Genomic DNA, 24,129 nt, shown 5'->3' with positions numbered 1-24,129 from the left:
TACCTATTAAATTATTATCTGCTAAATCGTTAGTATGTATTAAAATCCATTTTTTATCACGAAAAAGTCACATTTCCCCCGAAAACCCATGAAATCAGGCAAAAGGCAAGTCTTTGTACATTCGTGAGAAACCTTGCTATAATAAGCTTTGCGAATACATATGAAAGAGGGTAAAAACATGAACGCTTACGATGAATATATGAAACAGGTAGTGAAGCCGATGCGTGAGGAGTTAGTGGAGGCTGGCTTTACGGAGCTGACTACTGCTGATGCGGTGAATGAATTTATGGCAGAGGCGAAGGGGACTTCCTTGGTTGTGATTAACTCGGTTTGTGGTTGTGCGGCTGGGTTGGCGCGTCCGGCAGCTCGTGAGGCAGTGGCGGCGGTGAAGCCGGATCATCTTGTGACGGTTTTTGCGGGTCAGGATCCTGAGGCGACTGTTGCGATGCGTAGCTTTTTTGAGGATGTACCACCAAGCTCACCATCGATGGCGATTTTAAAGGATGGGGAATTGGCTTACTTCATTCCGCGCGAGCAAATTGAAGGATTCCCTGTGGAGCAGATTGTTACACATTTAACAGGTGTTTTAGAGCAAACATGCGAAAAGTAAAAACCATTGTTACGACAGCGGGCAGACCAGACGATTTATCGTTGGCGCTCGCTGCTTTTGCATGTGAACAATTAAGTGCTTCGTTTGAGCCAAGGAAAAAGCGTTCTGTTCGGAAGATTTCTCAGGAATTGCATGCGCATGTGATCGTTGCGGGGAAAAATCGTTTTGAATATTATGCTTTTGGCGCGAATGAGCCGTTTTTCTTTCACCCGAATTCTGCAGCTTTTCGCTTAAAACGTGTAGCTCGTGGAGAAGCGGAGCCGTTTTTAGAAGCGGCACAGCTTGAAATAGGGGATTCTGTGCTTGATTGTACGCTGGGACTTGCTGCGGATGCTATGTTGGCGGCCTATACAGTTGGCGAAGCGGGCAGAGTTGTTGGGTTGGAAGCGAATCCTAATGTGGCATTTATTGTTGAGCAGGGGATGCAATCCTATGATACGACTGAGCTGCCGTTAACTGCATGTATGCGCCAAATTGAAGTGGTGCATGCTGAAGCGATTAGCTATTTGAAGACTTTACCAGACAATGCTTTTGATGTCGTGTATATGGATCCGATGTTTGAAGAGATTATTGAAGAAGCGAATAATTTTGAGGCATTACGATTAGCTGGGGAACATGTGACATTAACGGATGATTGGGTAAGTGAGGGGAAGCGAGTGGCGAGAAAACGGGTTGTGTTAAAGGCTCATTTTCGCTCAGAATGGTTTGCTAAATATCAATTTAAACAATTTGAAAGAACAACTGCGAAGTTTCATTATGGTGTTCTGAATGTGTAGAAATATTTTTAAGAGGCTTGTTCATTTTGAACTTGCCTCTATTTTTTATCTAAATATTAACTTCTTTCAGCGTGTGTCCAAACATTTAAGAGATTCACATCCTGTGAAAACGCCTGAGTGATCAAGTACAAAATCAATTCTAGACGCAATTTTGACGAGGCATAATTGATAATATGGTAATATGAAACAGTAATGGGTTGTTATTTTATTTGGAATGTTACTATTCCCTTAAAACGAGGTAGTTTTACATTAAATACCTTCATGTTGTGCAATAGGAGATTAATATACATATTTAGGTAAGGAAGTGAAGCAATGATTTACTACGAAGAAAATAGCGGGTATGTATCGATTTGGGTTGGCCATTTTAAAAATGATGAACAGCTTAATCACTATCTTGCCACGGTGTACCAGCGTGAGGACGAGACAGATGAAGAGTTCTCCCAAAAGCTAGAGCAGCTTTTCTTACCGCAAAATCTACACCGCGCTTGTGAAGTTGAATTTAAAGAGCTATATGATGAATTTTACAATCAATTTGAATATGATTTCGGCTTAACCTTTGATGAAGATTTTTGTGAAGCTGTTTGTTATGAGTCATCTACTATTAATCTTCATCAATTAATCAATGATGATTTCTCTTATTCTGAGCAATTTAAAGAAAGATTTATTTCAATGGTAGGAAATGAATTATCGACACCATACAATACGATTATTTTATTGTACGGTGTTGATTATGATGGGCAGATTTCAACTGTCAATCATGATACATGCCAGATTGACTTTATTGGTAAGATTGATTTCGATGATGAAAGGGGATAGCCATGAGAATTCTTTTTTGTAGTGATCCTTTAAACAGACAATCTGTTGATGTTGATTATGAATTAGAAATGAATACAGCGAAATCGCTTGGGTTTAAGGTTGATTTCGTTCATCTCGAAGACGTATTAGATCATAAAGTGAAGCAAGCATTACGTCTAATTGAGCCTTCGCATACGCTGGAAACGGTCATTTACCGTGGCTGGATGTTGAGTCCTGAACATTATGAAAAGTTATATCAAGGGTTGCTAAAGAAAAACTTGGAGCTTATTAATGACCCCACGCAATATGTAGCTTGTCATTACTTTCCAAACTCCTATCCAATTATTAAAGATTACACCCCTAAAAGTAGATGGCTTGAGATAGATGCTGTTCATCAAGATTACAATAGTATCTATGAGAGTGTTGCTGAATTCCATCAACAACCGATTCTCATTAAGGACTACGTGAAATCAAGAAAGCATGAGTGGGAAGACGCGTGCTTTATTCCTGATGCGTCTGATAAAAAACAGCTTGATTTTGTAGTCAAAAATTTTATTGAGAGACAAGGTCAGGATCTCAATGGTGGGATTGTCTTTCGTGAATTTATTTCATTAGAGAAGGTAGCTGAACACCCTAAGAGTGGTATGCCGCTGTCGAGAGAATATAGATTGATGTTTTTTAAGCGTCAGCTTTTACAAGTGCTCGATTATTGGGAAGAGGTTACTTATGATTATGGGCAACCTAATTTGGACATTTTTATTCAGTTAGCTAGTCAGTTTAACAGTAACTTTTTCTCCATCGATATAGGAAAAACGGTTGATGGTCGATGGCTTATTATTGAGGTTGGAGATGGGCAAGTATCAGGATTACCTGAAAATGCTGTTGATGTGGAAAAATTTTATAAGTCTTTGAAGGAGGCTATGTATGAGCCAAGTATATGAAGAAATCGAGCTATTTTTGAAAAATCCATCTGCGGAAGAAGAAAGGTTTTGGGGTAGTGAAGTATTGGTGTGGGTGGATTGGAAAGATTTTGACGATTCTATTGTTGAATATTTTAACGCTTTCATACCTGAAGAAGAGCATCTAAAATTTGAACTCATTGAAAATGATAAGCCTAGGGGCGTTGATATTTTCTTGATGAAAGATGGGATGAAGAAAGCAATCCCATATGATGAAGAAAGAACCGATAGAGACACAACCTTGAAAGCTATTCAGGACTTTATGGCTCCAAATAATCAAATCCGTTGGTACATGGATTCACTCGGCGGAGATACTTTAGCTTTTTGTCTGCTACCAACGGAAAAGTGGTTGCAGTTAGAGAAAGAATATGGGACAGAAAAAGTTACCTATTATTTTGCACCTATTTCACAAGACTCAGTGATGTTTGAAATGGATATGGACGGAGTTTTTAATTTGATGGAAAAAAGAAAACAGTAGAGGATGTAGCAAAATAAATTGGGGATAAAGAGTTACATCAGTAATCGACTGTCAGAACTTTATCGTCTGTGCAACATGGGTAAGATATGAAATGAAAGCTTTACTTTTCAAATTCACTATAGTATAATATATTACGTGCTATTTTAGGTGGCATATTTCTGTAATCTGGCATTCTACTTTTTGTTTTTGAGGATACTTATTCACACTGGCGCATGCTTTGGGGCTGCAAGGACGCAAAAGAAGGTTGGGTTTGCGTTGCTTAAGTTAGAAGGCACACAGTGGAATTTTACCGCGGCGATGAAACATATACGTTTCAAGATAACATTCCCCAGATGATTGGGTTGAGACTTTACAATTTACAAAAATGTTACCTATCAAATACTAAAGGGGTGGCTTCGCAAAGGCGAGGCTGCCCCTTGTCTAATTTTTCGGGCAGCGTTGGCTGAAATGACGGATAGAAGGGCTGAAACGACGAATATAATCATCGAACAGACATTCAGTAGTAGACAGATTTTGTCTACTTTTTTTGTATGTTGTTGAAATTGATATAGTACTTTATAACTGTTTTGGCGGATGGATGTTCCAATTTATTGGAACATATGTAACAATAATTACTATACATTGAACCTTACCATTCATTTTTGAGTGAAAAATAGCAATAAGCACGTTAGGTTCATGAGCAAAATTTTCAATAGGTGAAGATAATAGTACACGGTAATGGAGCAATTGAACGTGTATTGAAGTGATGGAAGTTCCTATGATGGAAAAGTGGAGGGGGATAGAAGCACCTTTACAACGCACTGAGATATTAATATATAATAAGAAGATTGAAAATTTAGACAAAAGGTACCGAATATTGCTGTTATGATAGTTAAGGCAATTACAGAGGAAATGATTGTGGAGGTGTTAATATGGCATTTAAGCAGACATTAACGATTTTAGATGTATTCGTTCAGCTAAAAGTGAATGGTGAAAAAGTGGTACAACTATTTGATGAATATGGAGAGGTAGAAGCCTCCTTTCAAACGGTACAAGGTGAGCAAAGGGCAACGGACTCTGTGAAAATTGTTACTGTTGAAGTAGCGAAGGAATTCGTGGGAGGTACAGCTAAGTTTTATAATGAAAATGTATGTAAGCATTTGCGGAAATTATATGGTTCAAAGACACATCTTCAAACTTTAGGAGTGGCTGCGAATGAATAAAGTCGGGATACTAACAATCGGACAATCGCCTCGTTCAGACATTACCCCTACTTTTAAAGAATTCTTTCATGACAAAATTGAAATTGTGGAAAGAGGAGCATTAGATTCTTTAAAAGAAGCGGAATTACTCAAAGTGATTGCGAAAAAAGAGAAGAATATCTCTGTTTCGCGATTGCGTGATGGTAGATCGATAATCGTTAGTAAAAGAGAATTACTGCCGTTATTACAGCATGAATTATCAAAGTTAGCACAAGAGGTTGATATGGTCATCATACTATGCACAGATGATTTTCCGACGTTAACATGTGAAAAGCCCATTTTTTACCCTGGTCGAATAGTTACACAAGTTATTGCTGCAATGGCCGATCAGCCGAAGATCGGTTTAATTGTTCCGCTAGAAGAACAGAGAAGAATCACACAAAATAAGTGGAAAGGTGTTACGAATGAAATTACTGTTGCTGTAGCCTCGCCTTATGATTATGCCAACTTTAAAGCAGCCGCTCAATACCTTAAAGATTACCAGGTCGATCTAATTATTTTAGATTGTATGGGCTACAATGAAGAACATAAGCAGCTAGTTAGAAAAGAAAGTGGTATTTTCACAATTTTGCCACGTACTTTAATTGCGAGAATTATTCTTGAATATTTATAAATATGGAGTTCGTTCTTCCTTACTTAAAGGGGATCGTTTCAGACTGTAGGAAATGTCACGCGGCTTTACCTACAGTCTTTTTATTGACAATAAATTAATGGGATAAGTTGGATGGTTTTTATTACCGTTTACTCCAATTCTAAAATACGCCATAATAAAGAAGGAATTTTAATAAAATTTTGACAAAGGCGAGGCTGACAATGGAAAATAAAAGCTCTATATCAATGAATGTTTTTGATCAATTAATGAATGTAGCTCAAGAAAACGATGCACACGTAGATGAACTGGTCGCACGATATATACAAGAGAGATTCATATATCGATTATCAGTGTCTTCGTATCAGGATCAATTTTGGGTGGGAGGAGATTTATTACTAGTTGCTTTGACAAATGGTTTCATAAAGCAGCCACAAGAAATATCTTTAACAGCAAAACCTATCGCACAAAAAATCAGCATGATGAAGCATGCATTTCAGGAGATTTGTGGAATTGAACTACTGGAGGATGGCGTTGTATTTTTAGGAAGTGAAATAGAAATATCTTTAAAAAAAGATATGATTCATTTGAAGATACCCGCTACTTTGTCACACATCACTACATACATATTAGCAACGATTCGTTTTACAGAGATTACTCCGTTGGCACCGAAGACAATTGTTTTTCCACCATTACTCGACATAGCTTCACCAGTGCTTGTAACAGCGTCACCTGAGTTTGCCTTGGCTCAAAAGTTTGTGGAAATGTATCAATATCCAACACTAGAAACGACGATAAAAACATTTAATGATGTTTTGGCGTTGTTAAAAACGCAGAAAATAGAAGGGCGTGTATTGCAACAATGCATTCTAGAAATGTTTGATTATCAGCGACTAATTTTGGAAAGAAATCATCCGCTTTTCATGAAGCAATTGGCAGATCAGACAGTAGCATTTGTGGATATCATAAAGCAGGTGCAACGATTCTTTAGACCGGTCTATGAAGTATTGTTGAATGAAGATGAATTTTTCAAACGATGGGATTGTGAATATCAGATATGGCAATAAAGAAAAGTCCGCGAGCTCAGTAAAGTTCGCGGATTTTCTTAGTAAAATAAATTAAATTAGTCCGTGAAGCATAAAGATGATAAATAACCTAACATTAATAAAAGACCAATACCCATTGCGATTTCCATGCTTGTACCTCCTTTTAAAAAACGACACATTTTTCCTATAAATAACAGGAAGTAAATGTTGAGTGAGTTTTCACTTTATACATAAATATTGTACAATGAAATATGGAAATATGAAACCTTTTATTGGCTTGTGCGTATATATTAGTAGTAGAGTTACCAATTTGTACATAAAGAGAAGGTGTTAATTAATGAAAAAGTGGTTTAAAAAGAGTATCGTCATCATGGTTGCGTTTTTAACATTAGGATTAATTACGCCAACACATGAAATATGGGATGCATTCGATCAAAATGCTTCAAATCGTTCTTCAATTGATTCACCACCAGGGACAAGCACTGCCGTTGCAGCTGAACCAAATGCAGCAATAGAAGAAAAGACCGAGATACATCAGGAACCGGTTGACTACGGGTCATTGCTTGTTGATGCCGCTAAAGAGCAATCCTACATAAAGTTCGGCACAAAAATTGGCCCAAAAATTAGCAATGAATTTGACGCCATTATCTTCCCTAAAATGGAAGAAGCAATTGCCATGACAGTAGCGAGCTTAGACGATGCATCATTAGCATCCTTATCAATTTCAGAAAAGCCAAGTGGGAATTATGGCGAAAAAATTTTTAATATTACTAGCAATGAAACAGGCAAGGATTTAATTCGCTTCCATGTCCGTACAGAAAAAAGACCGCAGGAAGGCTATTATTACAACTTCCACTACCACAGTGCAGAGGATAGTTTTATGGCACACAACAATTTAGGGGATATTTATTGGGAGAAAAATACACCTCCGAAGTGGTTATCCTAAAAGTTACGAAACACTCGTTTAAAATACGAGTGTTTTTTTGCGCGTAAATATTGAGATATCAACGTTTATACTGATTTGCTGAGTTATTATATTTACACATGATCTGGGTGGAGGAGGGAGAGAAGGAACGGGTGCCCCAAAAAGTACCCCAAATTCATTATTTTCTGATTTCCTCAGATTCTACAAATAAACTCAAATTGATAATTTCATCCATAAGATTAGGGGCGTGTACTATAAAGGCGCATGGGAATGGGCTATTAAAGAAGGCATCATGAAAGGTGATGGAAAAGATACAAATCCTGCAGGAGCTCTAACGCGTCAACAAACGGCAACGATGCTTAAAAGCGATCATGATAAAAGACCAGCTTGGCTAAAAAAATTTAGCCAAGCTGGTCTTTTTTATTGCACAACGCCAAACGAAATACCTTGTAAGTTTAATTGTATTCAAAACACCCTTCAAAGTGTTAAATGGTGTTTTGATTTTACTAATTTTATATTGAATTTCGATAAGCATTTAATGTTGAATTGTACTTAGAATTTGATAAAAATTTTTGGAGGTTGTGCTTCCCCCATGGTCCTAATTTATTCGTACTAGAGCCTAATAAACCATCCTTAGCAGCACTTTTAAGTGTTTCAATCTGTTTACTAGAGAGTTTAGATGTTTTACTTTCTTCGATAATTTTATTAACATTGTTTATTCTTTCTTGACTCTTGGGAGTACGGTTAATTTCGTTACTGTTTTTTTGAGTGAGCCCATATTGTTTATACGATCTACGTGACATTAAATATTGAATAGTTGTTGAATTTCTTGAAGTAATCATAAAAGTTTTCCACCTTTCTAGTTAGTTGAATTTTTAGTATTTACCATACTTATTATAATATCGGCCAGTATTTTAAATAAATTAGTCTTTGTGAATATTTTACTATTAAATATAATTATTGATATTACTATTGTGAAGCGGGGGACCTATTTTAAGTTTCTACTCATCAATTCTTACGTGTCCTATAGGGAAGAAAAATAGAGAATGACATTTCAAAAACAACATCGATTTTGATGTTGTTTTTAATTTTTACAGAGCAACTAGCACGGGGAGCTGACAAAACAAACAAATGTTGGATTTGATGTTTATGAGATTTGGCTAATTGGGATGAAATAATTGCCAGTTGCGCCTTTTCTAATTTCAATCTACACGCATCTTCAGCTGCAGCCATCTCCTCAAACTGACGATTAGAATTACGCAACTCTCTGATTGCTCTCGATCAAGCAGTTGCGCCTGTCTTTCCCATGCGAATTGGAAAGTATTCTACTTCATTTAATGTATGCTCATATTTCATTTCAGTTTTACCATCGTCCTAAGTGCTCTCATTTGATGAATTCCCATACTTAAAACTTAAGTGGGAATAAATTATAAAAAATATATTTTTATGAAACTATTTTCAAACTCAAAGCGTTATAAAATAACTGGGTATATAAACCATTTATACTTATAGTTGGATCTTAGCCAAAAGTTGTAGATGACATTTGTTAAATTATATGTCATGTATATAGGTTGATTGGGGTGAAGACTGGACGCCCCCCAGGAAAGCGCCCGGTCGGAACGGAAATCAACGACACGCTATGGTGATGAGCCGAATGATGGAGGAAAAAGAACTATGACAGTTAGTTATTGGACAGGACCAAATCTTACGCTACGAGCGATACAACCGGAAGATATCGTTGTATTTGAATTATTAGATGATGAAATTCTTCGCAATATGGATTCCATACATTTTCCTCGCTCTGCGGATCAAATGAGTGAGTGGGTGGAGGAACAATTATCTGAAGAAGATGATGAATTCCGCTTTATTGCAGTAGATAAAGACAATAATATTGTTGGTATGATTGAAACCTTTGATTGTGATTTGAAGAATGGTATTTTTGATTATTATTTAGCTGTATTTGAGCCATACAGAGGTAAAGGGTATGCAAAAGAAATGATTCTTATGGTTCTTCGCTTTTTCTTTTCAGAGCGTGCATTTCAAAAAGTCAATACAACGGTTTACTCTTTCAATGAGCCATCGATGCGCTTGCATGAGAAATTAGGTTTCGTGAAAGAGGGGCAACTAAGAAATATCCTTTTCACAAAAGGAACTTATCATGATGGTATTTGCTATGGGATGCTAAAACAAGAGTTTGAACAGAATCATGGAATTCTGTAAAAAGTAAAAATCAACAATTTAACAGTACCATTGGAATTGTTATTGTTGATATTCCCTTCCGTTGAGGAGGTTGACTTAGGAATGTGAAAACGAAATGTCCTGGATCATTTGCTACAGGAGCATCATATGATGAGCGTGGCTTTCCTCGTTTGCTTTGACGGTTACGTAAGTCGATAAATGTGAATGATCTATTTGTCGATGAAAGAATATCCTAGATTGCTCCTTTTATTGGCGGTAAAACAGCATTGGCTCGCGGATATTATTGGCTGTTTCATCACTAGCCATCCGACGTCCCTGGGAAAGCGCTCAGTCGGAACGGAAATCAATCAAACATTGTGAGCCGAATTTCTAACAATACTAACAAAAATAATAAATAACTATATTAACCAAACGATCATTATGATATACTATTTTTGTTTTACATATTTGGGAATAATTTAAAGTTTAGGGAGGTAGCATCTTAGGGTGTGGAAGGCATGAAAAAATTATTTGGAAAATTAAATAAAATCGATACATTTTCACCGTATTTCTTTTTACCGTTTATTTTAATACTCTATTTCTTTACGAGTATGTTTGATTGGCATAAGTTTGAGCAGTACAATATACATGTATCTATTTGGCCAGCTGTTATTTTAGCGGTTATTTGTTATTACATAGGTGTGTATGTTATAGACAAGCTGAATTGGACGATTCCTTCATTTGGTCTATCGTTTTTAAGCAAATATGTGATTCATTTTATTGTGTTTCTGACGTTACTTGGTTTAGGTGCTTTCATACTGATGACTATTGAAGGCGGCCTTGGAATTTCGGATGAGTCAAATAGACGAAATCTTGATCCAAAGCTAAACTTCTTTAGTCAATTACTATGGTTTGGCGTTTTATTGCTACTATCTTATAAAATGATTTTGGAAAAGAATATGACATGGAAAAAAGCGTTCGTCTATGGTTCTATCTTTGCAGGCGTCCTCTTTTTATTCTTGTTAATGGCCTATCGAACGCCATTAATTATTATGCTATTTACAGGAATCATCATTTTCCACTATGTAGTGAAACGAGTCAAATTAACGTGGTTTTTAACAACGCTGTTAGTTATTGGAGTAGCTTTCTCTATGTTTAGTTTTATTCGTGTGTTAACGGAGGATAGGTCATTAGAATTCAATGACCGGGAACAACCTGATGTAGAACTGACGGAAGACGAGAGAGAGAACCTGTTAACGGCTGAACAAAAGGTTAACCAAACGCCGTTATGGATACGTGCACTAAATGAGGAGAGTGTAACAGGTCATATCGTGTTAAGTACAATTATTGAGTATACACAGGAAAACGGGTATTTAAATGGAGAAATCCATAAAGGTATCTTTAGTACGTTATTACCTGGTGAGCAAACTTCACCTCGTATGGAGGTAACGGAGGTTGTCAATTCCGTAAGTGTGGAGAAGGGTAAGAATATTACACGTGAAAACCGAACAACGACACCAACCTTTATCGGTCAATTATTTTTAGATGGCGGCTATTTATTAGTGGCAATTGGTTTCTTTTTATACGGAGCTTTAATTTCACTTATTTACAATAAAGTGAAACAGGAAGGTATTCGTAGTTTCCATACTGTCGCATATGCATTTACTATTACGGTATTTACGGTGTCTATGCATACCGGTCTACTCGATTTAATCATTATACTAATGCTTGGTTTCGTCATTATTGCATCGTCTATTATTAATATGGAAAATAAAACAGCTTCGGTCATCTTGAAAAAGACGGCTTGGGCTAACAATATGAATTCTTGAGTCATTGTAAGTAAATTTGAAAAGTGGATATCAAAAAGCCTTCCCCGTCATTGGAGAAGGCTTAATTTTATTGAGTAATGCGCTCGAAAAACGCTTTTGTTTTTTCAATATCCGTAACATGCTGATTGCACTGTTGGCTATCTGCGCAAATGTAATTACTATAATTCGTGAACGTTCCAACGACTTGCCCTTTTACGGAAGTAGTAAATAGACCTACTTCGGAATGGTGGTTGCATATTGCACATATTCCTTTAATTGTATCGTTAGAGAAAATGCCCTTAATCGCTTTTAGCTGTTCATCTTGTTCAATTACGACATATTTTCGATGTGTTCCAGGATCATCCCAAGCTAAATAACATGTCTGTTGAAAATCCATGTTTTCAAGCTTTGGTAGCTTCAGCTTTTTTTCCTTTTTAAATAGGCTTTTCAGTGTGCTGGCAGTCAGTGCTTTGAATGGGATGACATATGGTTTTAATTGCTCTAAATATGCTTCACCTTGTGTACGATCTGTAACATCAAAAAGCTGTTCGATTAGCTGAGCATCCACAGCGGACAAAGCTACTTTTGCAGTAATTTCGCTTTCAACAATACCGTGTACGGCAAGGATGACGTCTTTATCTTTTGTCGTTGCAAGTGTTTTTATGATTTTATTCATTTGCTGTTCAAGTAAATTAAAGTTTGCGACCGTTAGAAACGGCTGAATTGTTTGATTTTCCATTTGAAATCACTCCTGTATATTAGGCTTTTAATAAAGGTTTGTGGCCTAAAGAGATCCTTCAATTTATGTTAACTTTTCTAGACCTCTTTGACCTGTAAAGTGTTTAGTCTAGAGCAAGCATTACAAAAGAATGCGTCCATTTCGATTCCTCCTTGAAAAGAAAACTACTATTATAATAGCATCTTTTGGGAAGTTGATAAATGAAAAAGGTGTAGTAGTTTGCATTTTTTTGTAAAGTTGGATATACAATAAATTGGTAAATTTGGTACAATGGTAGTATTGGTTTGAAAGGGGGAATTTTTATGAAACAGGTTATGTATGATAAAAGTTTAGTTGTTTGGAGCGGGATGAAAATTTAAGGAAACAACAGGAGGAACTATATGCTAAATCAACTAGGATTTAATTTATGGGCTGACGGTTATGATAAAACGGTTCAGCTTAGTGAGGAAAGTAATCAATACCCATTTGCAGGTTACAAGGCAGTATTAAATACGATTTTTAACGAGGTCATGTACAGTCCAAAATCAACTGTACTGGACATTGGCTTTGGGACAGGGGTATTAACAGCAAAGCTTTATGATAATGGCCATATGATTAATGGGTTCGATTTCTCCTCGAAAATGATCGAAATTGCGAAGGAAAAAATGCCGGATGCTAACTTAATGGAATGGGATTTATCAAAAGGCTTGCCAACAGCGCTACTGGATCAAACATATGATGCCATTATTAGCACTTATGCGCTGCATCATTTTACAGATGACATGAAAGTACAATACATCACAGCATTATTGCAGCAATTAACACCAACAGGAAAAATTTTTATTGGCGATATCGCTTTTGAAACAAGAGAGCAGTTGGAAAAATGTCGTCAAGACAGTATTAGCTATTGGGATGATGATGAGTTTTACTTTATCTATGAGGAAATTGGCCCCTTATTAAAAGGACTATGCCAACTAGAGTTTCACCCAATTTCGCATTGTGGTGGGGTTTTTGTTATTTCGAATTGTTAGTTTCTCGATAAATCTTCGATAAATTAACAATATTAGTCGATAAATTCACGAGTTTTCTCGATAAACGAAAGAGAAGGGGCTGTCTACTGGCAGCACCTTTTTTTATGCAAACATCGACATAATATACTTACCTGATAACATAAAAACGGCATAAACTGCGAGAGCGCTAATTACAGAAATGCCAGGTTTAAACCAACTTGTTAATAAAAATGCTAGAACCGTGAAAAGTAACATGCCTACAGCCCCAAACACAGTATTTTGTAAAACGCTATGGAAAGTATCTTCCTTCATATTTTTCATCTGCATGCCCATATGGATTAGTGTTAGGATAGGCAATGCCGTAATGATGCCTGATAAAAACAAATATTTTGATTGGCTTAACAGTAATGCTAATACCATGATAGTGCCGCCTACTATAAAATATAGAATATATAACATATAAAACCCTCGATCTTGTATTCAGAATAGTGTAATAATACTGTGCGGAATAACTACTTACAAGTCCCTGTTTTGCGTATTTAGCAAGAAGATAAGAAAGATAGGTTTTTATCAAAAATAACGAGAATATTTTGATATAATAGGACATGTCTTTTTTCTGCTATTAAAAAACTATCTGAAAATATAAACTTTATCAAATCTCTTTTTATATATCGTGTTATACGATATAATCGAATCGAACGATATATTGAAGGAGTAAATTTGATGATTACAGACATAAATAACTATTTTACATCAATTTTTTATCATCTACATACCACACATGAAGATGTGATTTCGCATCAAAGCGTACGTATTTTACAGATGATTCAGAAGGAAGAGGAAGTAACAGTTCGCGATATCGCAGGGTTACTGAATATTTCTCAAAATACTGCCTCTGAGCACGTAAAAAAGCTGGAGCGTAATGGCTGGGTGAAAAAAGAACGAGACATCAATGATCAACGCAAAGTAAATCTGCATTTAACAGCGGAAGGGCTTCAGATCGTCAAGAAAAACACAGAATTAGATGATGACAAACTACAACATGCATTAAATCAATTATCAGAACAACAACAACAAACGATTTTACAGGCATTTCGTCTATTAAGCGAGGTGTCTAAATAATGTATACACTTGTGAAAATTCTCTGCTCAGCAGCTATAATCGGTATTGTAACAGAGGTTGCGAGAAGATTTCCTTCCTATGGTGGCATGATCGCAGCACTACCTCTTGTTAGTATTTTAAGTATCATTTGGCTAACTGTGCAAAGTGAGTCGAGTGAGCATATTCAGCGATTTACTTATGGTGTAATCGTTGGACTACCAGCAACTATGTTCATGCTATTTGTAATATATATGGCGATGAAATCATCGATCCATATTGTTTTTGCCATTGGACTAGGAATTGTTTCGTGGGCGGTATTTCTTGGGGTTCAAAAAGCCATTGCTGGTATTTTCAATATTTCCATTTAGTTAGGAGAATAATAGATGACAGTAATTTCTATTCAACTGTTACCTCAAACGGATGTGTTGCAGTTTTTTACAGAACATTGGGGAAGTACAGAAATGGTTATTTCTAGCGGAGTTTATGACTGTAGCAAATTACATGGTTTTGCCTATGTAGATAAACAAAATACTATTTTAGGTCTTATAACGTATAGTATTCGTCATAAAGAATGTGAAATTATTTCTCTTGACAGTATTGTAGAGGGAAGAGGGATTGGTTCATTACTTGTACAAGCTGTTGAACAAAAAGCATCCGAACAAAACTGTACAATGATTACCCTCATTACGACCAATGATAATTTACACGCGTTAAGATTTTATCAAAAACGTGGCTATCACTTAGTCGAAATATTACAGAATGCTGTAGAAAAAGCACGAGCATATAAACCTGAAATTCCTTTAATCGGCAATGACGGGATTCCAATACGTGATGAAATACGACTAGAAAAGCAATCTGGCTCATAATGAGTCAGATTGTTTTTATCTTCATTCAGCATTTATTTTATGTAGCGAAAGCGAAGCGACAGCACAATTACGCCAAGGCGAAATTGATATTCTAGGTATCATCACCTGCCATTTCTCGCTATACTTAATGGAGAGCTAGAAAGTGAGGAATTTATATGAAAAAAATACTATTTGTTTTATTATTTAGCGTTCTTATGGTGGGAGCGGGCTTCATCATTTATTTAAAAAGCAATCCACCACTTGTCATGAACAGCTATACAAATCCTACTGATGATTCAACCATTAGAATTGTTGAAATTGAGAATAAAGGACTACATGAGATTCAGCTTCAGCAAATACTCGTTAATGATAAAATGCCTGAAAATGTCGAGCTTGTCGTTAGTAAGTCTGAACCGTTTGAAGCGGAAACGAAACTGGAGGATAACCCGAATATTACATATCATAAGTTAAGACAAATTAACATTTTTCCCAGTAAATACATAGATCGCGAAGACGTTGGAAAGCAGCCTCAGCATTATGCTGTAAAGGTTGAGGCACCAAATATTAAGACCATAAAGATTAAGTACAATTATTTAAAAATCCCATTTACATTAACAGCTGAGTTACAGGCTACAAAATAAAGTGAAACGATAATCAGTGGGGTTCTTTTCCCCACTGATTATTAGTTTTCACCAATTGGGCTTTTGCGGGGAGTTAATGCCGGAAAATGATTTAAGTGTCTAATGCACTATATACTAGTTTTTTGTCTTATCATTTATGCCCGTGTCATTTCATAAGATTGTTTGGTGAAAAAATACTGTTCCTCCTAAAACATGATAATCTAATAGTAACAGTAATGCAGTGTTAGGAGGGACCCGATGGAATTTGTCGTCATTGGTATAGTACTTGTTATCTGTATATTCACTGTGATTTTAGTGGTTATCAGGAAGCTTCCGAAGGGTGATGTTATGCTGACAGTAACATCTACATATGAAGGGAAAAATGAATTAGATCAAGCAATAATGAAGATATACTTTACGTTTTCAATTGGCAAACTGGCGCATCGTAAAAAAGACATAATAGGCAGTATTGATTGGTCAGAAGGATGGATGCCCGTTTGCTTTAATTTAAAGGAAAATGGAGCCTATCAGGAGAAACGATTACTCCATGCAACAAATGAGAAAACCTATACAACCTTCGAAATAAACGCTCCAAATGCAATAGATCATCTCGGTCGGGGAGAAGGGTATGTTGTATTCGTACTAGAAGGCCATATTTCTACAGATAAATCTAGAGCAGGTGTGATTCTTGCTGTAACTGCCAATATGGTGACCTATCAGCTGTCTGATTCAACAAGTTGGCATAATGACTTTGCTGTTCAGCATTAAATACTGACGAAAGCTATTCATCGGGAGAAAAGTCCTAATGAATAGCTTTTTTATTTAGCAGGAAAATAAAGGAACCTATTAAAGTGGATTTCGTAGAATATAAAAAGGAAGGGGTGTCTATATTGTATTCATTACTATACTATAAGGAAAAACCTTGGGAGATCGAAAATGAGGAGGAACTTACTCAATATGCCCAAAAGCTTCAAAAGCACATTGCCATCTTAACCTATGGTAATAATCTAGATGAAGAAGCCTTTGATGAGCTGATTGCAAACTATTTAACAGAGGAAAGTAGCGGAGATCCAACTAAATTAAATATAAGATATGATACATATGATGCTAATGTGGATAGTCCCCATAGGAATAATTGGCTTTCGGGTATTCAGATGGATGATGAGCAGTTTTTAGCGTTTGAAGCGGCTATCCAACGTTTAGATGGGACACATGTCAGAATTCACCATAGGAGTAGAGGCCATTATGAAGTAGGAATTGATGGGAAACTATATTCCACAAGGGTTTATCGTACTAGAGATTGCTCGAAAATTTATCGAGAGCCCGTAGAGGGGAGATACTTACTTTTTATCGACGAGGAGTCCGAAGATAATGAGTTGTTAAGAAGTAAGATGCATACGATACCAGAAAAATTGCAATCGCTCTCCTTATCAGTGACAATTCCTTATGAAGAGTGGGAAGTATATGTACGAGATTGGATCAAACAATTACTCAAATTTATACAAGAGTAACAGCCAATCAACAACAAAAAAAGAAGGTAAAATACTTTGGATATTTTGACAGATAAATTAATAATGATTGGTTTGTTTATTCTCATCATTCATTCGATAGAAACGCTTGCGTATGCAGTTCGATTATCAGGTGCACGTGTGAAATTATTAGCCTCTGCACTATCATTGTTCAACCTCTTTCAACGGGTTACAAACACCCGCTGAAAGAAATTAAAGCCCCCGGCGGATGTCACGGAATCGGAAAGGAGTTCTTTGTGCAAGCACAAAGCCGATTCCGGACGCAATTATGCCGAGGCATAATTGATTGTCATGGTCATGGTTTCAAGGCTTGCAAATATGATGCAGCAACCTTTTACTGGAAGTTTGACTGACACAGCACCAAAGGAAAACACACTGGCATTTGTGGAGCAGCAGTTTCGCGTACTTATTGGCGCCGCTTCACTAGGTACATTGGTAGGCATTTTTCTATTGCCGACATTTGTAGCAATTTTTTCAAGGGCTATAATCCATTTGTCTGAGGAAAGAGGCTCCATTCCAGCATTATTCAAAAAAAGCTTTAGTATCAAGTATGTCAAACGGGGAATAAAACATATTCATATGCCAAGTTTTTCATACTTAAAGGGTATTAGTTGGCGTGATATACCTATTAAATTATTTATCGTTAATGTAGCCATTACGGCCATTTATACAATTGGTGTCCTATCTGCACTTTACGCCTCTTTATTAGTTCCTGAAAGATCGACAACCGCTGTGATGTCGTCAGGGCTTATTAATGGTGTAGCAACGATGTTATTGATTATCTTTATTGACCCTAAAATTTCCATTCTAGCTGATGATGTTATCAATCAAAGAGGCAGCTACTTAAGTCTTAAACGAGCTTCTGTGATGATGATGGGTTCAAGGCTGCTAGGCACATTCGTGGCGCAGCTATTATTTATACCGGGAGCAAAATATATTGCCTGGTTTACACAATTTATGACATAGAAGGATTCACATGACTCAAGAATCTTATGACCGTCCAACAGATAATTATGATAACCAGCTGTTTACTATTGATGAACAAATATGTGTTAAAACGCATGCCATGTATATAGGTTGATTGGAGCGGAGACTGGGCGACTCCTTGGAGATAGCGTCACAGATGAAGACCCTGCAGCGCAAGCGAAGCGCCCCAGTCAGAACGGAAATCAACCACACATTATGGTGACCAGCCATAAAATTTCAACTATTGACAAGTTTTAGTGTATTCGTTATAGTAAATAACAATTTCATCAAACAATGGAATTGGCGATGACGAGGACACGAGGTTTGAAAAGCGATTTACAGAGAGGGAGGCATTGGCTGAAAGCTTCCTAATGCAGCTATCAAAGCTTACTACCTTTGAGCTGTGCTTGGAAACTTGCACCGTTTTTGCAACGTTACTGCAAAATCAATGAGCCACTAGTGCATCTAGTGGGAATTTGGGTGGAACCACGGGTAATCAACACATACTCGTCCCTTTATGGGACGAATATGTGTTTTTTTATTTTAAAAAAGGTTAAAAGGAGTAGAGAACATGTCAAATCAATTAATTAACATTCAATTTCCAGATGGGAAACAACAAGCTTTTTCAAAAGGTGTTACACTAACCGACATTGCACAAGCGATTAGCCCTGCTTTACGCAAAAAAGCAATCGTAGGGAGTGTGAACGGAACCATCATTGATTTGACGCGCCCGATTTTGGAAGATACACAAATTTCCCTGTACGATGCTAGCTCAAAAGAAGGAATTCAGGTTATTCGTCATTCAACAGCCCATTTACTAGCCCAAGCAATTAAGCGTTTATACCCTGATGCTCAATTTGGGGTTGGCCCCGTAATAGAAAATGGCTTTTATTATGATATCGACATTGCGCATTCATTAGCACCTAGTGATTTACAACAAATTGAAAAAATGATGAAGCAAATCGTTCAAGAAAATATACAAATACAGCGCAAAGAAGTAACACGTTCTGAGGCACAGCAGCTATTTGCTCAGGATGCGCTAAAGTTAGAGCTACTAGAGGATATTCCTGAACATGAAGTTGTGACGGTTTATGAACAAGGAGAATTTTACGATTTATGCCGTGGACCGCATGTACCCTCTACAGGAAAAATACAACACTTTAAATTAATGCATGTGTCAGGAGCGTATTGGCGTGGAGATAGTAATAATCAAATGCTTCAACGTATATATGGTGTTGCATTTGCTTCAAAAAAAGAACTGGAGGAATACTTTGTTTTCTTAGAAGAAGCAGAGAAGCGCAATCACCGTAAGCTTGGAAAAGAGCTAGAGCTTTTTATGTTTTCAGAAGAAGCACCTGGGATGCCGTTTTATTTAGCAAATGGGCAGATTATACGCAATGAATTGGAGTCCTATTTACGTAATTTGCAAACGAAATTTGATTATCAAGAAGTACGGACGCCATTAATGATGAATCAGCGTTTATGGGAACAGTCAGGGCATTGGGATCATTATAAAGAAAATATGTACTTTACACAGGTCGACAACCAGAGTTTCGCATTAAAGCCCATGAATTGCCCTGGTCATATGTTGATCTTTAAAAATGATTTGCATTCATACCGAGATCTTCCGATTCGTATGGCAGAATTCGGTCAAGTTCATCGACATGAATTTAGTGGTGCATTAAATGGACTTTTACGAGTACGAACTTTTTGCCAAGATGATGCACATATTTTTGTCACGCCACAGCAAATTGAGGATGAAATTACGCTTGCTTTGAAAATTATTGATGAAGTGTATCAAGTTTTTGGCTTCCAGTACGACATTGAATTATCAACAAGACCAGATAATTATATGGGCGATATTGAACTTTGGAATCAAGCAGAAGCGGCGTTAGAAAATGTGCTTCAAAATTTAGGCTTCCCTTATACAATAAATGAAGGTGACGGGGCATTTTATGGACCGAAAATTGATATTCATATTAAAGATGCCATTCATCGTAGTCATCAATGTGCAACGGTGCAGCTCGATTTCCAGCTACCTGAGAAGTTCGATTTAACGTATATCAATGAACAAAATGAAAAAGTAAGACCTGTCGTTATTCATCGAGCAGTATTTGGCTCAATTGATCGCTTCCTAGGTATATTAATAGAGCATTTTAGCGGTGCGTTCCCAACATGGCTTGCACCTCAACAAGTAACAGTGATTGGTGTTGCCGATCAGCATCAACGCTATGTACAGCAAGTAGTAGATGCTCTCCAAAAGGAACAAATACGTGTAAAGATCGATAATCGTCAAGAAAAGCTCGGTAAAAAAATTCGTGAAGCGCAACTGAAAAAAATACCGTATATTTTAGTGCTTGGGGATAAGGAAATGGATCAACAAAATGTCACTGTTCGTCAATATGGTCAGCAAGCTTTATCCGAAAAATCAATAGCGCAGTTTATCGAGGAGATTAAGCAAGAGATACAACAAAAAGCTTTATCTTATGAAGGAAATTAAACTACTTTGATGCTTGTATAATAAATAAAAAGGCTTGTAGCTCGTCATCTAGGAGTTCATGTGAAACTAATCGAAATTAGTCACTGCCCTAGAGTCGAGCTAAAACAAGCCATGAAAGCAATGTTGTGAAAAACTATTTTTTTAAAATTTACTTAAAATTGTTAGTTTTTTCATTTATTTGCTACTATTAATCAATTTTCAAGCATACAATAAATTAAATAACAAACGAACTATATACGAAAAGGTGCTATTGTTTTGATGTTAATTTCTATTGGATGGTTTGTATCTCAGCATCGATGATAAGGTATTTAAAAAGGATGCTAAAAAATATACTTGTCAATTGGAATGAGTAAAAGTATGTTGAGAGGTCTATTTTTCATGTATACAATTTGAGTTTTTAGATGAAATGTTTCCTCAGCCTGCGGAACACCCTAAAGGCTATGTTTGACGAAAATTCAAGGTAGCATTTGTTATATTCCTCATCAGTACGAAATGATTGATATTGATTATTAGGATATTATTAAGATGTAGTTTCAGATGGTATGCTAAGTGTAGGTGCTGTGTTTTCTACTGAATCTTGAGGCTACGGTAGTAAAAAGCTTGAAATAACGACCAATGTTAATATCGATACTTAGTATTTTTAGGCCTCCTTTTTCGTGCTATAAAGAAGATTTACTGATTGTATTGATGTATACCTAATTGTAGACATGACATCAGGATCTAATGTTTCTTTATAACGGGAACCTAGTACAGGATAAAACTTGTCAAATCATTGAAATATTGGACTGGCTTTACTTTATCGATCGTTTAGTATTTCCAACAAAATGCCCCTTATAATTAGGAAGCTTTTAAATATTTATTTAATAGGACATCTAATTCTTGACTACAATCTACCACACTAGGATGGGTGAAACCTAAATCCATAGCCTTTCTATACATAATTCTTCTTTTAACTTCAATTTCCATTTTTAAAAATTGTTTACGCGATTTATTTCCCAAGATCTTTTCCTCCTAATTTCTTCTCAATATTCTTGAAATAAAATATTATATGACCTCGATTCAACTTTTTCATTGTATCTCACTTAAAATAAAAAATATGTCATATTGTGTATAGGGTGAGAAATTCGTAATATAGTCACAGGAAATTATCCTAATTCTTAAAAGAGGGGAAAGATAAAAGGTTTCAATATAAAGTATTTCGACCTATTTTTACTTACTTTTATTGTTATTGTAAGCATTCTATTGCCTTATATACGACTATATTAAAGTTTTTAATTGCTAGACTATAGAAAACGTGTAGAGATAGGTTTAATAGATTCACAACTTTTTTACTATAAAGATTTAACCTGTATTGAACTTCGTATCTTGTCATAATTTATCAAATAAACTTTTTTGTTGTTTGTTATTGAGGAGAATTCAATTTGTTTAATAATGTTGAGAATTTTCGAAATAAATGGAATAATAGGTAAATAGAGATGTAACATACATTCATTCCTAGAGGAGATTATAATGACCGTAATTTACTTTGTAAGACATGCTCATTCTTCTTATACAGCTGATGAGTACAACCGCCCGCTTTCTGAAAAAGGGTTTGAGGATAGGGAGCGTGTCACTAAATTATTTAAAGATAAAATAATCCACGCAGCCTATTCAAGTCCATATAAAAGAGCCATCCAAACGGTGGAAGGCATAGCGCAAGAACATAATCTACAGATTAATACGATTGATTCTTTAAGAGAACGAATACTATCTAATAGGGAGATCCTTGATTTCGACGATGCCATTTATCAATTATGGAGTCAGCCCAATTTTGCATTTGAGGGTGGTGAATCAAATGAATCCGCAATGGAACGAGCAATTACCACCTTGCAAAAAATAGTACTTGCACATCCAAATGACAATGTAGTAATTGGTACACATGGCAATATAATGGTTTTGATGATGCACTATTTTGATACACAATTTGATTACACTTTTTGGAAGGATCTTGCCATGCCAGATGTCTATGAACTTACATTTGAAAACCTCCTGTTAAGGGATGTTCAGAGAATTTGGAGAGAGTAGGATAAGAGAGAGAGAACAAGAATTATGTGAACAAATATTGAAGCTAGAAAAGCAATTAATGCATTATAGGAAAGCGGATTTTGAGAATATATTGGCTGATAATTATCGAGAATTTGGAAGTTCGGGCACAATGTATGATAAATTAATAGGCGTGTTGATTAGGGAAAAATAGGTTTATTATTGAGCGATGAAAAGATTTTTTTGTTACCACTTTGCCAATATATTACCATTTTAACTGATTGTAGTGTAGGGCTACTCGACTCCCGCGGGAAAGCGAGACAGACGAGACCCTGCACGGAGCGGATGTTTTCTGTGCGAAAGCGTGAGTGCTAACGTAGCGGCAGCAGCGAAGCGGAGGAAGCGGCTCGACGCTCGCCCGCAGGAAAGCGAGTAGCCCGTAACGGAAATCAGCCTCTTCGAACTCTTCGAATGTATAAAAATGGTTAATCAACACATCTAATAAATTAATACAATTAAATTCGCTGGAGAACGAAGGTGGATTTCAGAATATCCCATTTGTTGTTAGATTTTGCGATCCAGCAATGCTACATATTGTACAACTTCAATTGCAAGCGACAAAAAATCATTAAGAAGCTCTATTGCGGACTCAGAGTGGAAAATGTATTTCATCAGGGAACCCCAACTTTAAACGCTCGTATGTAATATGACATACGAGCGTTATTGAATTTGGCTGAAGTGGCAGCCCCTTATTTCGTTTTACCGAGAAAATCAAGGATTTTTATCTGGGCCATTCTTCTCGTAATAGACCAAATAATAGTAGATCATAAAACTTGCCGAAACGGAAAATCTCATTTCTTAAAGTACCTTCTTTTGTAAAGCCGCATTTTTCATAGGAACGTATTGCTGCTTCATTAAAGCTAAACACCTGAAGCTTAATCTTATTAATGGAAATGTAATTAAATATAAAATGAATAAGGGTTTTCATGGCATCTGTTCCAAGCCCTTTACCTTGCCATTGTTCACCGATTGAAATGCCTACAAAGCATGTGCTATTTTGCCAGTTAATTGCATATACAGCACAGGAGCCGATTAGTTCATTAGATGAATTTTCAAATATCCCGAAGAAAAACTCTTCCTTTTTCCCACTAATATTTTGAAAAAATGAGGAGTGATCCTCAAAGGTTTTTGGAAAGGGGATCTCGTCATTCGCAAGTAATAACGACTTTTTTTCACTTTCAATTTTTACAAATGCTTCTAAGTCAGAAGATGTCATTTGCTGTAAAGTAATAGAATGACCTGTAAGAAATTCTTTAAAATAATTTTCCATTAGTTTGGTTTTCTCCCTTGTTCAAGGGCTGCAGTTAGAGCGATATCCCTTGATTTATTTGTTGAATAAATAAAACATCTACT

The 24,129-nt window shown here is 36.3% G+C and carries 28 protein-coding genes; 22 read left to right on the top strand and 6 right to left on the bottom strand.

The window, feature by feature from the left end; translation table 11 throughout:
• Positions 1-178 precede the first annotated feature (178 nt).
• The 9 genes from ACB089_RS13255 (at position 179) to ACB089_RS13215 (ending at position 7,440) form a co-directional block, all read left to right on the top strand.
• Positions 179-610 carry a BrxA/BrxB family bacilliredoxin gene (locus tag ACB089_RS13255; protein ID WP_068986724.1) on the top strand — a complete coding sequence of 144 codons (432 nt, stop codon included), beginning with the start codon at positions 179-181 and terminating at the stop codon, positions 608-610.
• A complete protein-coding gene (locus ACB089_RS13250; RefSeq protein ID WP_374966822.1) occupies positions 598-1,386 on the top strand; it encodes a class I SAM-dependent methyltransferase in 789 nt (262 codons plus the stop codon). The genes ACB089_RS13255 and ACB089_RS13250 overlap by 13 nt, the downstream gene beginning before the upstream one ends.
• 312 nt (positions 1,387-1,698) lie before the next feature.
• Complete coding sequence (locus tag ACB089_RS13245) at positions 1,699-2,202, top strand: immunity 22 family protein (RefSeq protein WP_374966821.1); 504 nt, start codon at positions 1,699-1,701, stop codon at positions 2,200-2,202.
• Positions 2,203-2,204: 2 nt separating this feature from the next.
• Positions 2,205-3,122 carry an ATP-grasp domain-containing protein gene (locus tag ACB089_RS13240; RefSeq protein ID WP_374966820.1) on the top strand — a complete coding sequence of 306 codons (918 nt, stop codon included), beginning with the start codon at positions 2,205-2,207 and terminating at the stop codon, positions 3,120-3,122.
• Positions 3,106-3,618, top strand: coding sequence for a hypothetical protein (locus ACB089_RS13235; RefSeq protein ID WP_374966819.1), 513 nt, complete (start codon positions 3,106-3,108; stop codon positions 3,616-3,618). Before ACB089_RS13240 ends, ACB089_RS13235 begins: the two co-directional genes overlap by 17 nt.
• Positions 3,619-4,529: 911 nt before the next feature.
• The gene (locus ACB089_RS13230; RefSeq protein ID WP_374966818.1) at positions 4,530-4,820 is read left to right on the top strand and encodes a DUF1177 family protein; all 291 of its coding nucleotides are present in this window, start codon (positions 4,530-4,532) and stop codon (positions 4,818-4,820) included.
• Complete coding sequence (locus ACB089_RS13225; protein ID WP_374966817.1) at positions 4,813-5,472, top strand: AroM family protein; 660 nt, start codon at positions 4,813-4,815, stop codon at positions 5,470-5,472. The genes ACB089_RS13230 and ACB089_RS13225 overlap by 8 nt, the downstream gene beginning before the upstream one ends.
• Positions 5,473-5,672: 200 nt before the next feature.
• Positions 5,673-6,515 carry a nucleotidyl transferase AbiEii/AbiGii toxin family protein gene (locus ACB089_RS13220; protein ID WP_374966816.1) on the top strand — a complete coding sequence of 281 codons (843 nt, stop codon included), beginning with the start codon at positions 5,673-5,675 and terminating at the stop codon, positions 6,513-6,515.
• A 316-nt stretch (positions 6,516-6,831) separates the two neighbouring features.
• Complete coding sequence (locus tag ACB089_RS13215; RefSeq protein WP_374966815.1) at positions 6,832-7,440, top strand: YpjP family protein; 609 nt, start codon at positions 6,832-6,834, stop codon at positions 7,438-7,440.
• 491 nt (positions 7,441-7,931) lie between these two features.
• On the opposite strand, the gene ACB089_RS13210 is transcribed toward ACB089_RS13215, so the two are convergent.
• Together ACB089_RS13210 and ACB089_RS13205 are read right to left on the bottom strand one after the other, a co-directional pair.
• On the bottom strand, positions 7,932-8,261 hold the full coding sequence (locus ACB089_RS13210; RefSeq protein ID WP_375122108.1) for a hypothetical protein: 330 nt from the start codon (positions 8,259-8,261) through the stop codon (positions 7,932-7,934).
• Positions 8,262-8,427: 166 nt separating this feature from the next.
• Positions 8,428-8,682, bottom strand: a complete 255-nt coding sequence (locus tag ACB089_RS13205) for a hypothetical protein (RefSeq protein WP_374966813.1) — start codon at positions 8,680-8,682, stop codon at positions 8,428-8,430.
• Between the two features lie 411 nt (positions 8,683-9,093).
• On the opposite strand from ACB089_RS13205, the gene ACB089_RS13200 reads away from it, so the two are divergent.
• Both ACB089_RS13200 and ACB089_RS13195 read left to right on the top strand, forming a co-directional pair.
• On the top strand, positions 9,094-9,639 hold the full coding sequence (locus ACB089_RS13200; protein WP_374966812.1) for a GNAT family N-acetyltransferase: 546 nt from the start codon (positions 9,094-9,096) through the stop codon (positions 9,637-9,639).
• 476 nt (positions 9,640-10,115) lie between these two features.
• Complete coding sequence (locus tag ACB089_RS13195) at positions 10,116-11,426, top strand: O-antigen polymerase (protein ID WP_374966811.1); 1,311 nt, start codon at positions 10,116-10,118, stop codon at positions 11,424-11,426.
• Positions 11,427-11,493: 67 nt separating this feature from the next.
• On the opposite strand, the gene ACB089_RS13190 is transcribed toward ACB089_RS13195, so the two are convergent.
• Positions 11,494-12,144, bottom strand: coding sequence for a FusB/FusC family EF-G-binding protein (locus ACB089_RS13190; RefSeq protein ID WP_374966810.1), 651 nt, complete (start codon positions 12,142-12,144; stop codon positions 11,494-11,496).
• A gap of 380 nt (positions 12,145-12,524) precedes the next feature.
• Between ACB089_RS13190 and ACB089_RS13185 the strand changes: the two genes are divergently transcribed.
• Complete coding sequence (locus ACB089_RS13185) at positions 12,525-13,154, top strand: class I SAM-dependent methyltransferase (protein WP_374966809.1); 630 nt, start codon at positions 12,525-12,527, stop codon at positions 13,152-13,154.
• A gap of 102 nt (positions 13,155-13,256) precedes the next feature.
• On the opposite strand, the gene ACB089_RS13180 is transcribed toward ACB089_RS13185, so the two are convergent.
• Positions 13,257-13,592, bottom strand: coding sequence for a hypothetical protein (locus tag ACB089_RS13180; RefSeq protein WP_374966808.1), 336 nt, complete (start codon positions 13,590-13,592; stop codon positions 13,257-13,259).
• Between the two features lie 264 nt (positions 13,593-13,856).
• Between ACB089_RS13180 and ACB089_RS13175 the strand changes: the two genes are divergently transcribed.
• The 9 genes from ACB089_RS13175 to thrS all read left to right on the top strand — a co-directional run bounded on the left by ACB089_RS13175 (position 13,857) and on the right by thrS (position 20,694).
• The gene (locus ACB089_RS13175) at positions 13,857-14,255 is read left to right on the top strand and encodes a MarR family winged helix-turn-helix transcriptional regulator (RefSeq protein ID WP_374966807.1); all 399 of its coding nucleotides are present in this window, start codon (positions 13,857-13,859) and stop codon (positions 14,253-14,255) included.
• Positions 14,255-14,602 (top strand): DUF3147 family protein, encoded by a 348-nt coding sequence (locus ACB089_RS13170; protein ID WP_068984106.1) that lies wholly within the window; start codon positions 14,255-14,257, stop codon positions 14,600-14,602. Before ACB089_RS13175 ends, ACB089_RS13170 begins: the two co-directional genes overlap by 1 nt.
• Positions 14,603-14,617: 15 nt before the next feature.
• Positions 14,618-15,100 (top strand): GNAT family N-acetyltransferase, encoded by a 483-nt coding sequence (locus ACB089_RS13165; protein ID WP_374966806.1) that lies wholly within the window; start codon positions 14,618-14,620, stop codon positions 15,098-15,100.
• Positions 15,101-15,255: 155 nt separating this feature from the next.
• Entirely contained in the window at positions 15,256-15,720 is a 465-nt protein-coding gene (locus tag ACB089_RS13160) for a hypothetical protein (protein ID WP_374966805.1), read from the top strand.
• 237 nt (positions 15,721-15,957) lie between these two features.
• Positions 15,958-16,467: a hypothetical protein gene (locus tag ACB089_RS13155; protein ID WP_374966804.1), complete on the top strand. Its 510-nt coding sequence runs from the start codon at positions 15,958-15,960 to the stop codon at positions 16,465-16,467.
• A gap of 122 nt (positions 16,468-16,589) precedes the next feature.
• Positions 16,590-17,210, top strand: a complete 621-nt coding sequence (locus ACB089_RS13150; RefSeq protein ID WP_374966803.1) for a hypothetical protein — start codon at positions 16,590-16,592, stop codon at positions 17,208-17,210.
• A gap of 63 nt (positions 17,211-17,273) precedes the next feature.
• Positions 17,274-17,414, top strand: a complete 141-nt coding sequence (locus ACB089_RS13145; protein WP_374967562.1) for a lipid II flippase family protein — start codon at positions 17,274-17,276, stop codon at positions 17,412-17,414.
• A 105-nt stretch (positions 17,415-17,519) separates the two neighbouring features.
• On the top strand, positions 17,520-18,194 hold the full coding sequence (locus tag ACB089_RS13140) for a lipid II flippase Amj family protein (RefSeq protein WP_374967561.1): 675 nt from the start codon (positions 17,520-17,522) through the stop codon (positions 18,192-18,194).
• A 571-nt stretch (positions 18,195-18,765) separates the two neighbouring features.
• Complete coding sequence (gene thrS / locus ACB089_RS13135; protein WP_374966802.1) at positions 18,766-20,694, top strand: threonine--tRNA ligase; 1,929 nt, start codon at positions 18,766-18,768, stop codon at positions 20,692-20,694.
• Between the two features lie 837 nt (positions 20,695-21,531).
• Here the strand turns inward: thrS and ACB089_RS13130 are convergent.
• Positions 21,532-21,660 carry a Spo0E family sporulation regulatory protein-aspartic acid phosphatase gene (locus tag ACB089_RS13130; RefSeq protein ID WP_374967560.1) on the bottom strand — a complete coding sequence of 43 codons (129 nt, stop codon included), beginning with the start codon at positions 21,658-21,660 and terminating at the stop codon, positions 21,532-21,534.
• Between the two features lie 543 nt (positions 21,661-22,203).
• On the opposite strand from ACB089_RS13130, the gene ACB089_RS13125 reads away from it, so the two are divergent.
• Positions 22,204-22,758: a histidine phosphatase family protein gene (locus tag ACB089_RS13125; protein WP_374966801.1), complete on the top strand. Its 555-nt coding sequence runs from the start codon at positions 22,204-22,206 to the stop codon at positions 22,756-22,758.
• A 739-nt stretch (positions 22,759-23,497) separates the two neighbouring features.
• Here the strand turns inward: ACB089_RS13125 and ACB089_RS13120 are convergent.
• The gene (locus tag ACB089_RS13120; protein ID WP_374966800.1) at positions 23,498-24,046 is read right to left on the bottom strand and encodes a GNAT family N-acetyltransferase; all 549 of its coding nucleotides are present in this window, start codon (positions 24,044-24,046) and stop codon (positions 23,498-23,500) included.
• Positions 24,047-24,129 lie beyond the last annotated feature (83 nt).

Origin of the sequence: Lysinibacillus sp. RS10 (genome assembly GCF_041956855.1) — a bacterium.
Classification (GTDB): domain Bacteria; phylum Bacillota; class Bacilli; order Bacillales_A; family Planococcaceae; genus Lysinibacillus; species Lysinibacillus xylanilyticus_A.
This window is presented reverse-complemented; position numbering and strand designations above follow the sequence as displayed.

Bases quoted from the DNA above. Each gene is read 5' to 3' on its own strand.
- ACB089_RS13255 (WP_068986724.1), top strand. From the start codon at position 179: ATGAACGCTTACGATGAATATATGAAACAGGTAGTGAAGCCGATGCGT.
- ACB089_RS13250 (WP_374966822.1), top strand. From the start codon at position 598: ATGCGAAAAGTAAAAACCATTGTTACGACAGCGGGCAGACCAGACGAT.
- ACB089_RS13245 (WP_374966821.1), top strand. From the start codon at position 1,699: ATGATTTACTACGAAGAAAATAGCGGGTATGTATCGATTTGGGTTGGC.
- ACB089_RS13240 (WP_374966820.1), top strand. From the start codon at position 2,205: ATGAGAATTCTTTTTTGTAGTGATCCTTTAAACAGACAATCTGTTGAT.
- ACB089_RS13235 (WP_374966819.1), top strand. From the start codon at position 3,106: ATGAGCCAAGTATATGAAGAAATCGAGCTATTTTTGAAAAATCCATCT.
- ACB089_RS13230 (WP_374966818.1), top strand. From the start codon at position 4,530: ATGGCATTTAAGCAGACATTAACGATTTTAGATGTATTCGTTCAGCTA.
- ACB089_RS13225 (WP_374966817.1), top strand. From the start codon at position 4,813: ATGAATAAAGTCGGGATACTAACAATCGGACAATCGCCTCGTTCAGAC.
- ACB089_RS13220 (WP_374966816.1), top strand. From the start codon at position 5,673: ATGGAAAATAAAAGCTCTATATCAATGAATGTTTTTGATCAATTAATG.
- ACB089_RS13215 (WP_374966815.1), top strand. From the start codon at position 6,832: ATGAAAAAGTGGTTTAAAAAGAGTATCGTCATCATGGTTGCGTTTTTA.
- ACB089_RS13210 (WP_375122108.1), bottom strand. From the start codon at position 8,261: ATGATTACTTCAAGAAATTCAACAACTATTCAATATTTAATGTCACGT.
- ACB089_RS13200 (WP_374966812.1), top strand. From the start codon at position 9,094: ATGACAGTTAGTTATTGGACAGGACCAAATCTTACGCTACGAGCGATA.
- ACB089_RS13195 (WP_374966811.1), top strand. From the start codon at position 10,116: ATGAAAAAATTATTTGGAAAATTAAATAAAATCGATACATTTTCACCG.
- ACB089_RS13190 (WP_374966810.1), bottom strand. From the start codon at position 12,144: ATGGAAAATCAAACAATTCAGCCGTTTCTAACGGTCGCAAACTTTAAT.
- ACB089_RS13185 (WP_374966809.1), top strand. From the start codon at position 12,525: ATGCTAAATCAACTAGGATTTAATTTATGGGCTGACGGTTATGATAAA.
- ACB089_RS13180 (WP_374966808.1), bottom strand. From the start codon at position 13,592: ATGTTATATATTCTATATTTTATAGTAGGCGGCACTATCATGGTATTA.
- ACB089_RS13175 (WP_374966807.1), top strand. From the start codon at position 13,857: ATGATTACAGACATAAATAACTATTTTACATCAATTTTTTATCATCTA.
- ACB089_RS13170 (WP_068984106.1), top strand. From the start codon at position 14,255: ATGTATACACTTGTGAAAATTCTCTGCTCAGCAGCTATAATCGGTATT.
- ACB089_RS13165 (WP_374966806.1), top strand. From the start codon at position 14,618: ATGACAGTAATTTCTATTCAACTGTTACCTCAAACGGATGTGTTGCAG.
- ACB089_RS13160 (WP_374966805.1), top strand. From the start codon at position 15,256: ATGAAAAAAATACTATTTGTTTTATTATTTAGCGTTCTTATGGTGGGA.
- ACB089_RS13155 (WP_374966804.1), top strand. From the start codon at position 15,958: ATGGAATTTGTCGTCATTGGTATAGTACTTGTTATCTGTATATTCACT.
- ACB089_RS13145 (WP_374967562.1), top strand. From the start codon at position 17,274: ATGATTGGTTTGTTTATTCTCATCATTCATTCGATAGAAACGCTTGCG.
- ACB089_RS13140 (WP_374967561.1), top strand. From the start codon at position 17,520: ATGGTCATGGTTTCAAGGCTTGCAAATATGATGCAGCAACCTTTTACT.
- thrS (WP_374966802.1), top strand. From the start codon at position 18,766: ATGTCAAATCAATTAATTAACATTCAATTTCCAGATGGGAAACAACAA.
- ACB089_RS13130 (WP_374967560.1), bottom strand. From the start codon at position 21,660: ATGGAAATTGAAGTTAAAAGAAGAATTATGTATAGAAAGGCTATGGAT.
- ACB089_RS13125 (WP_374966801.1), top strand. From the start codon at position 22,204: ATGACCGTAATTTACTTTGTAAGACATGCTCATTCTTCTTATACAGCT.
- ACB089_RS13120 (WP_374966800.1), bottom strand. From the start codon at position 24,046: ATGGAAAATTATTTTAAAGAATTTCTTACAGGTCATTCTATTACTTTA.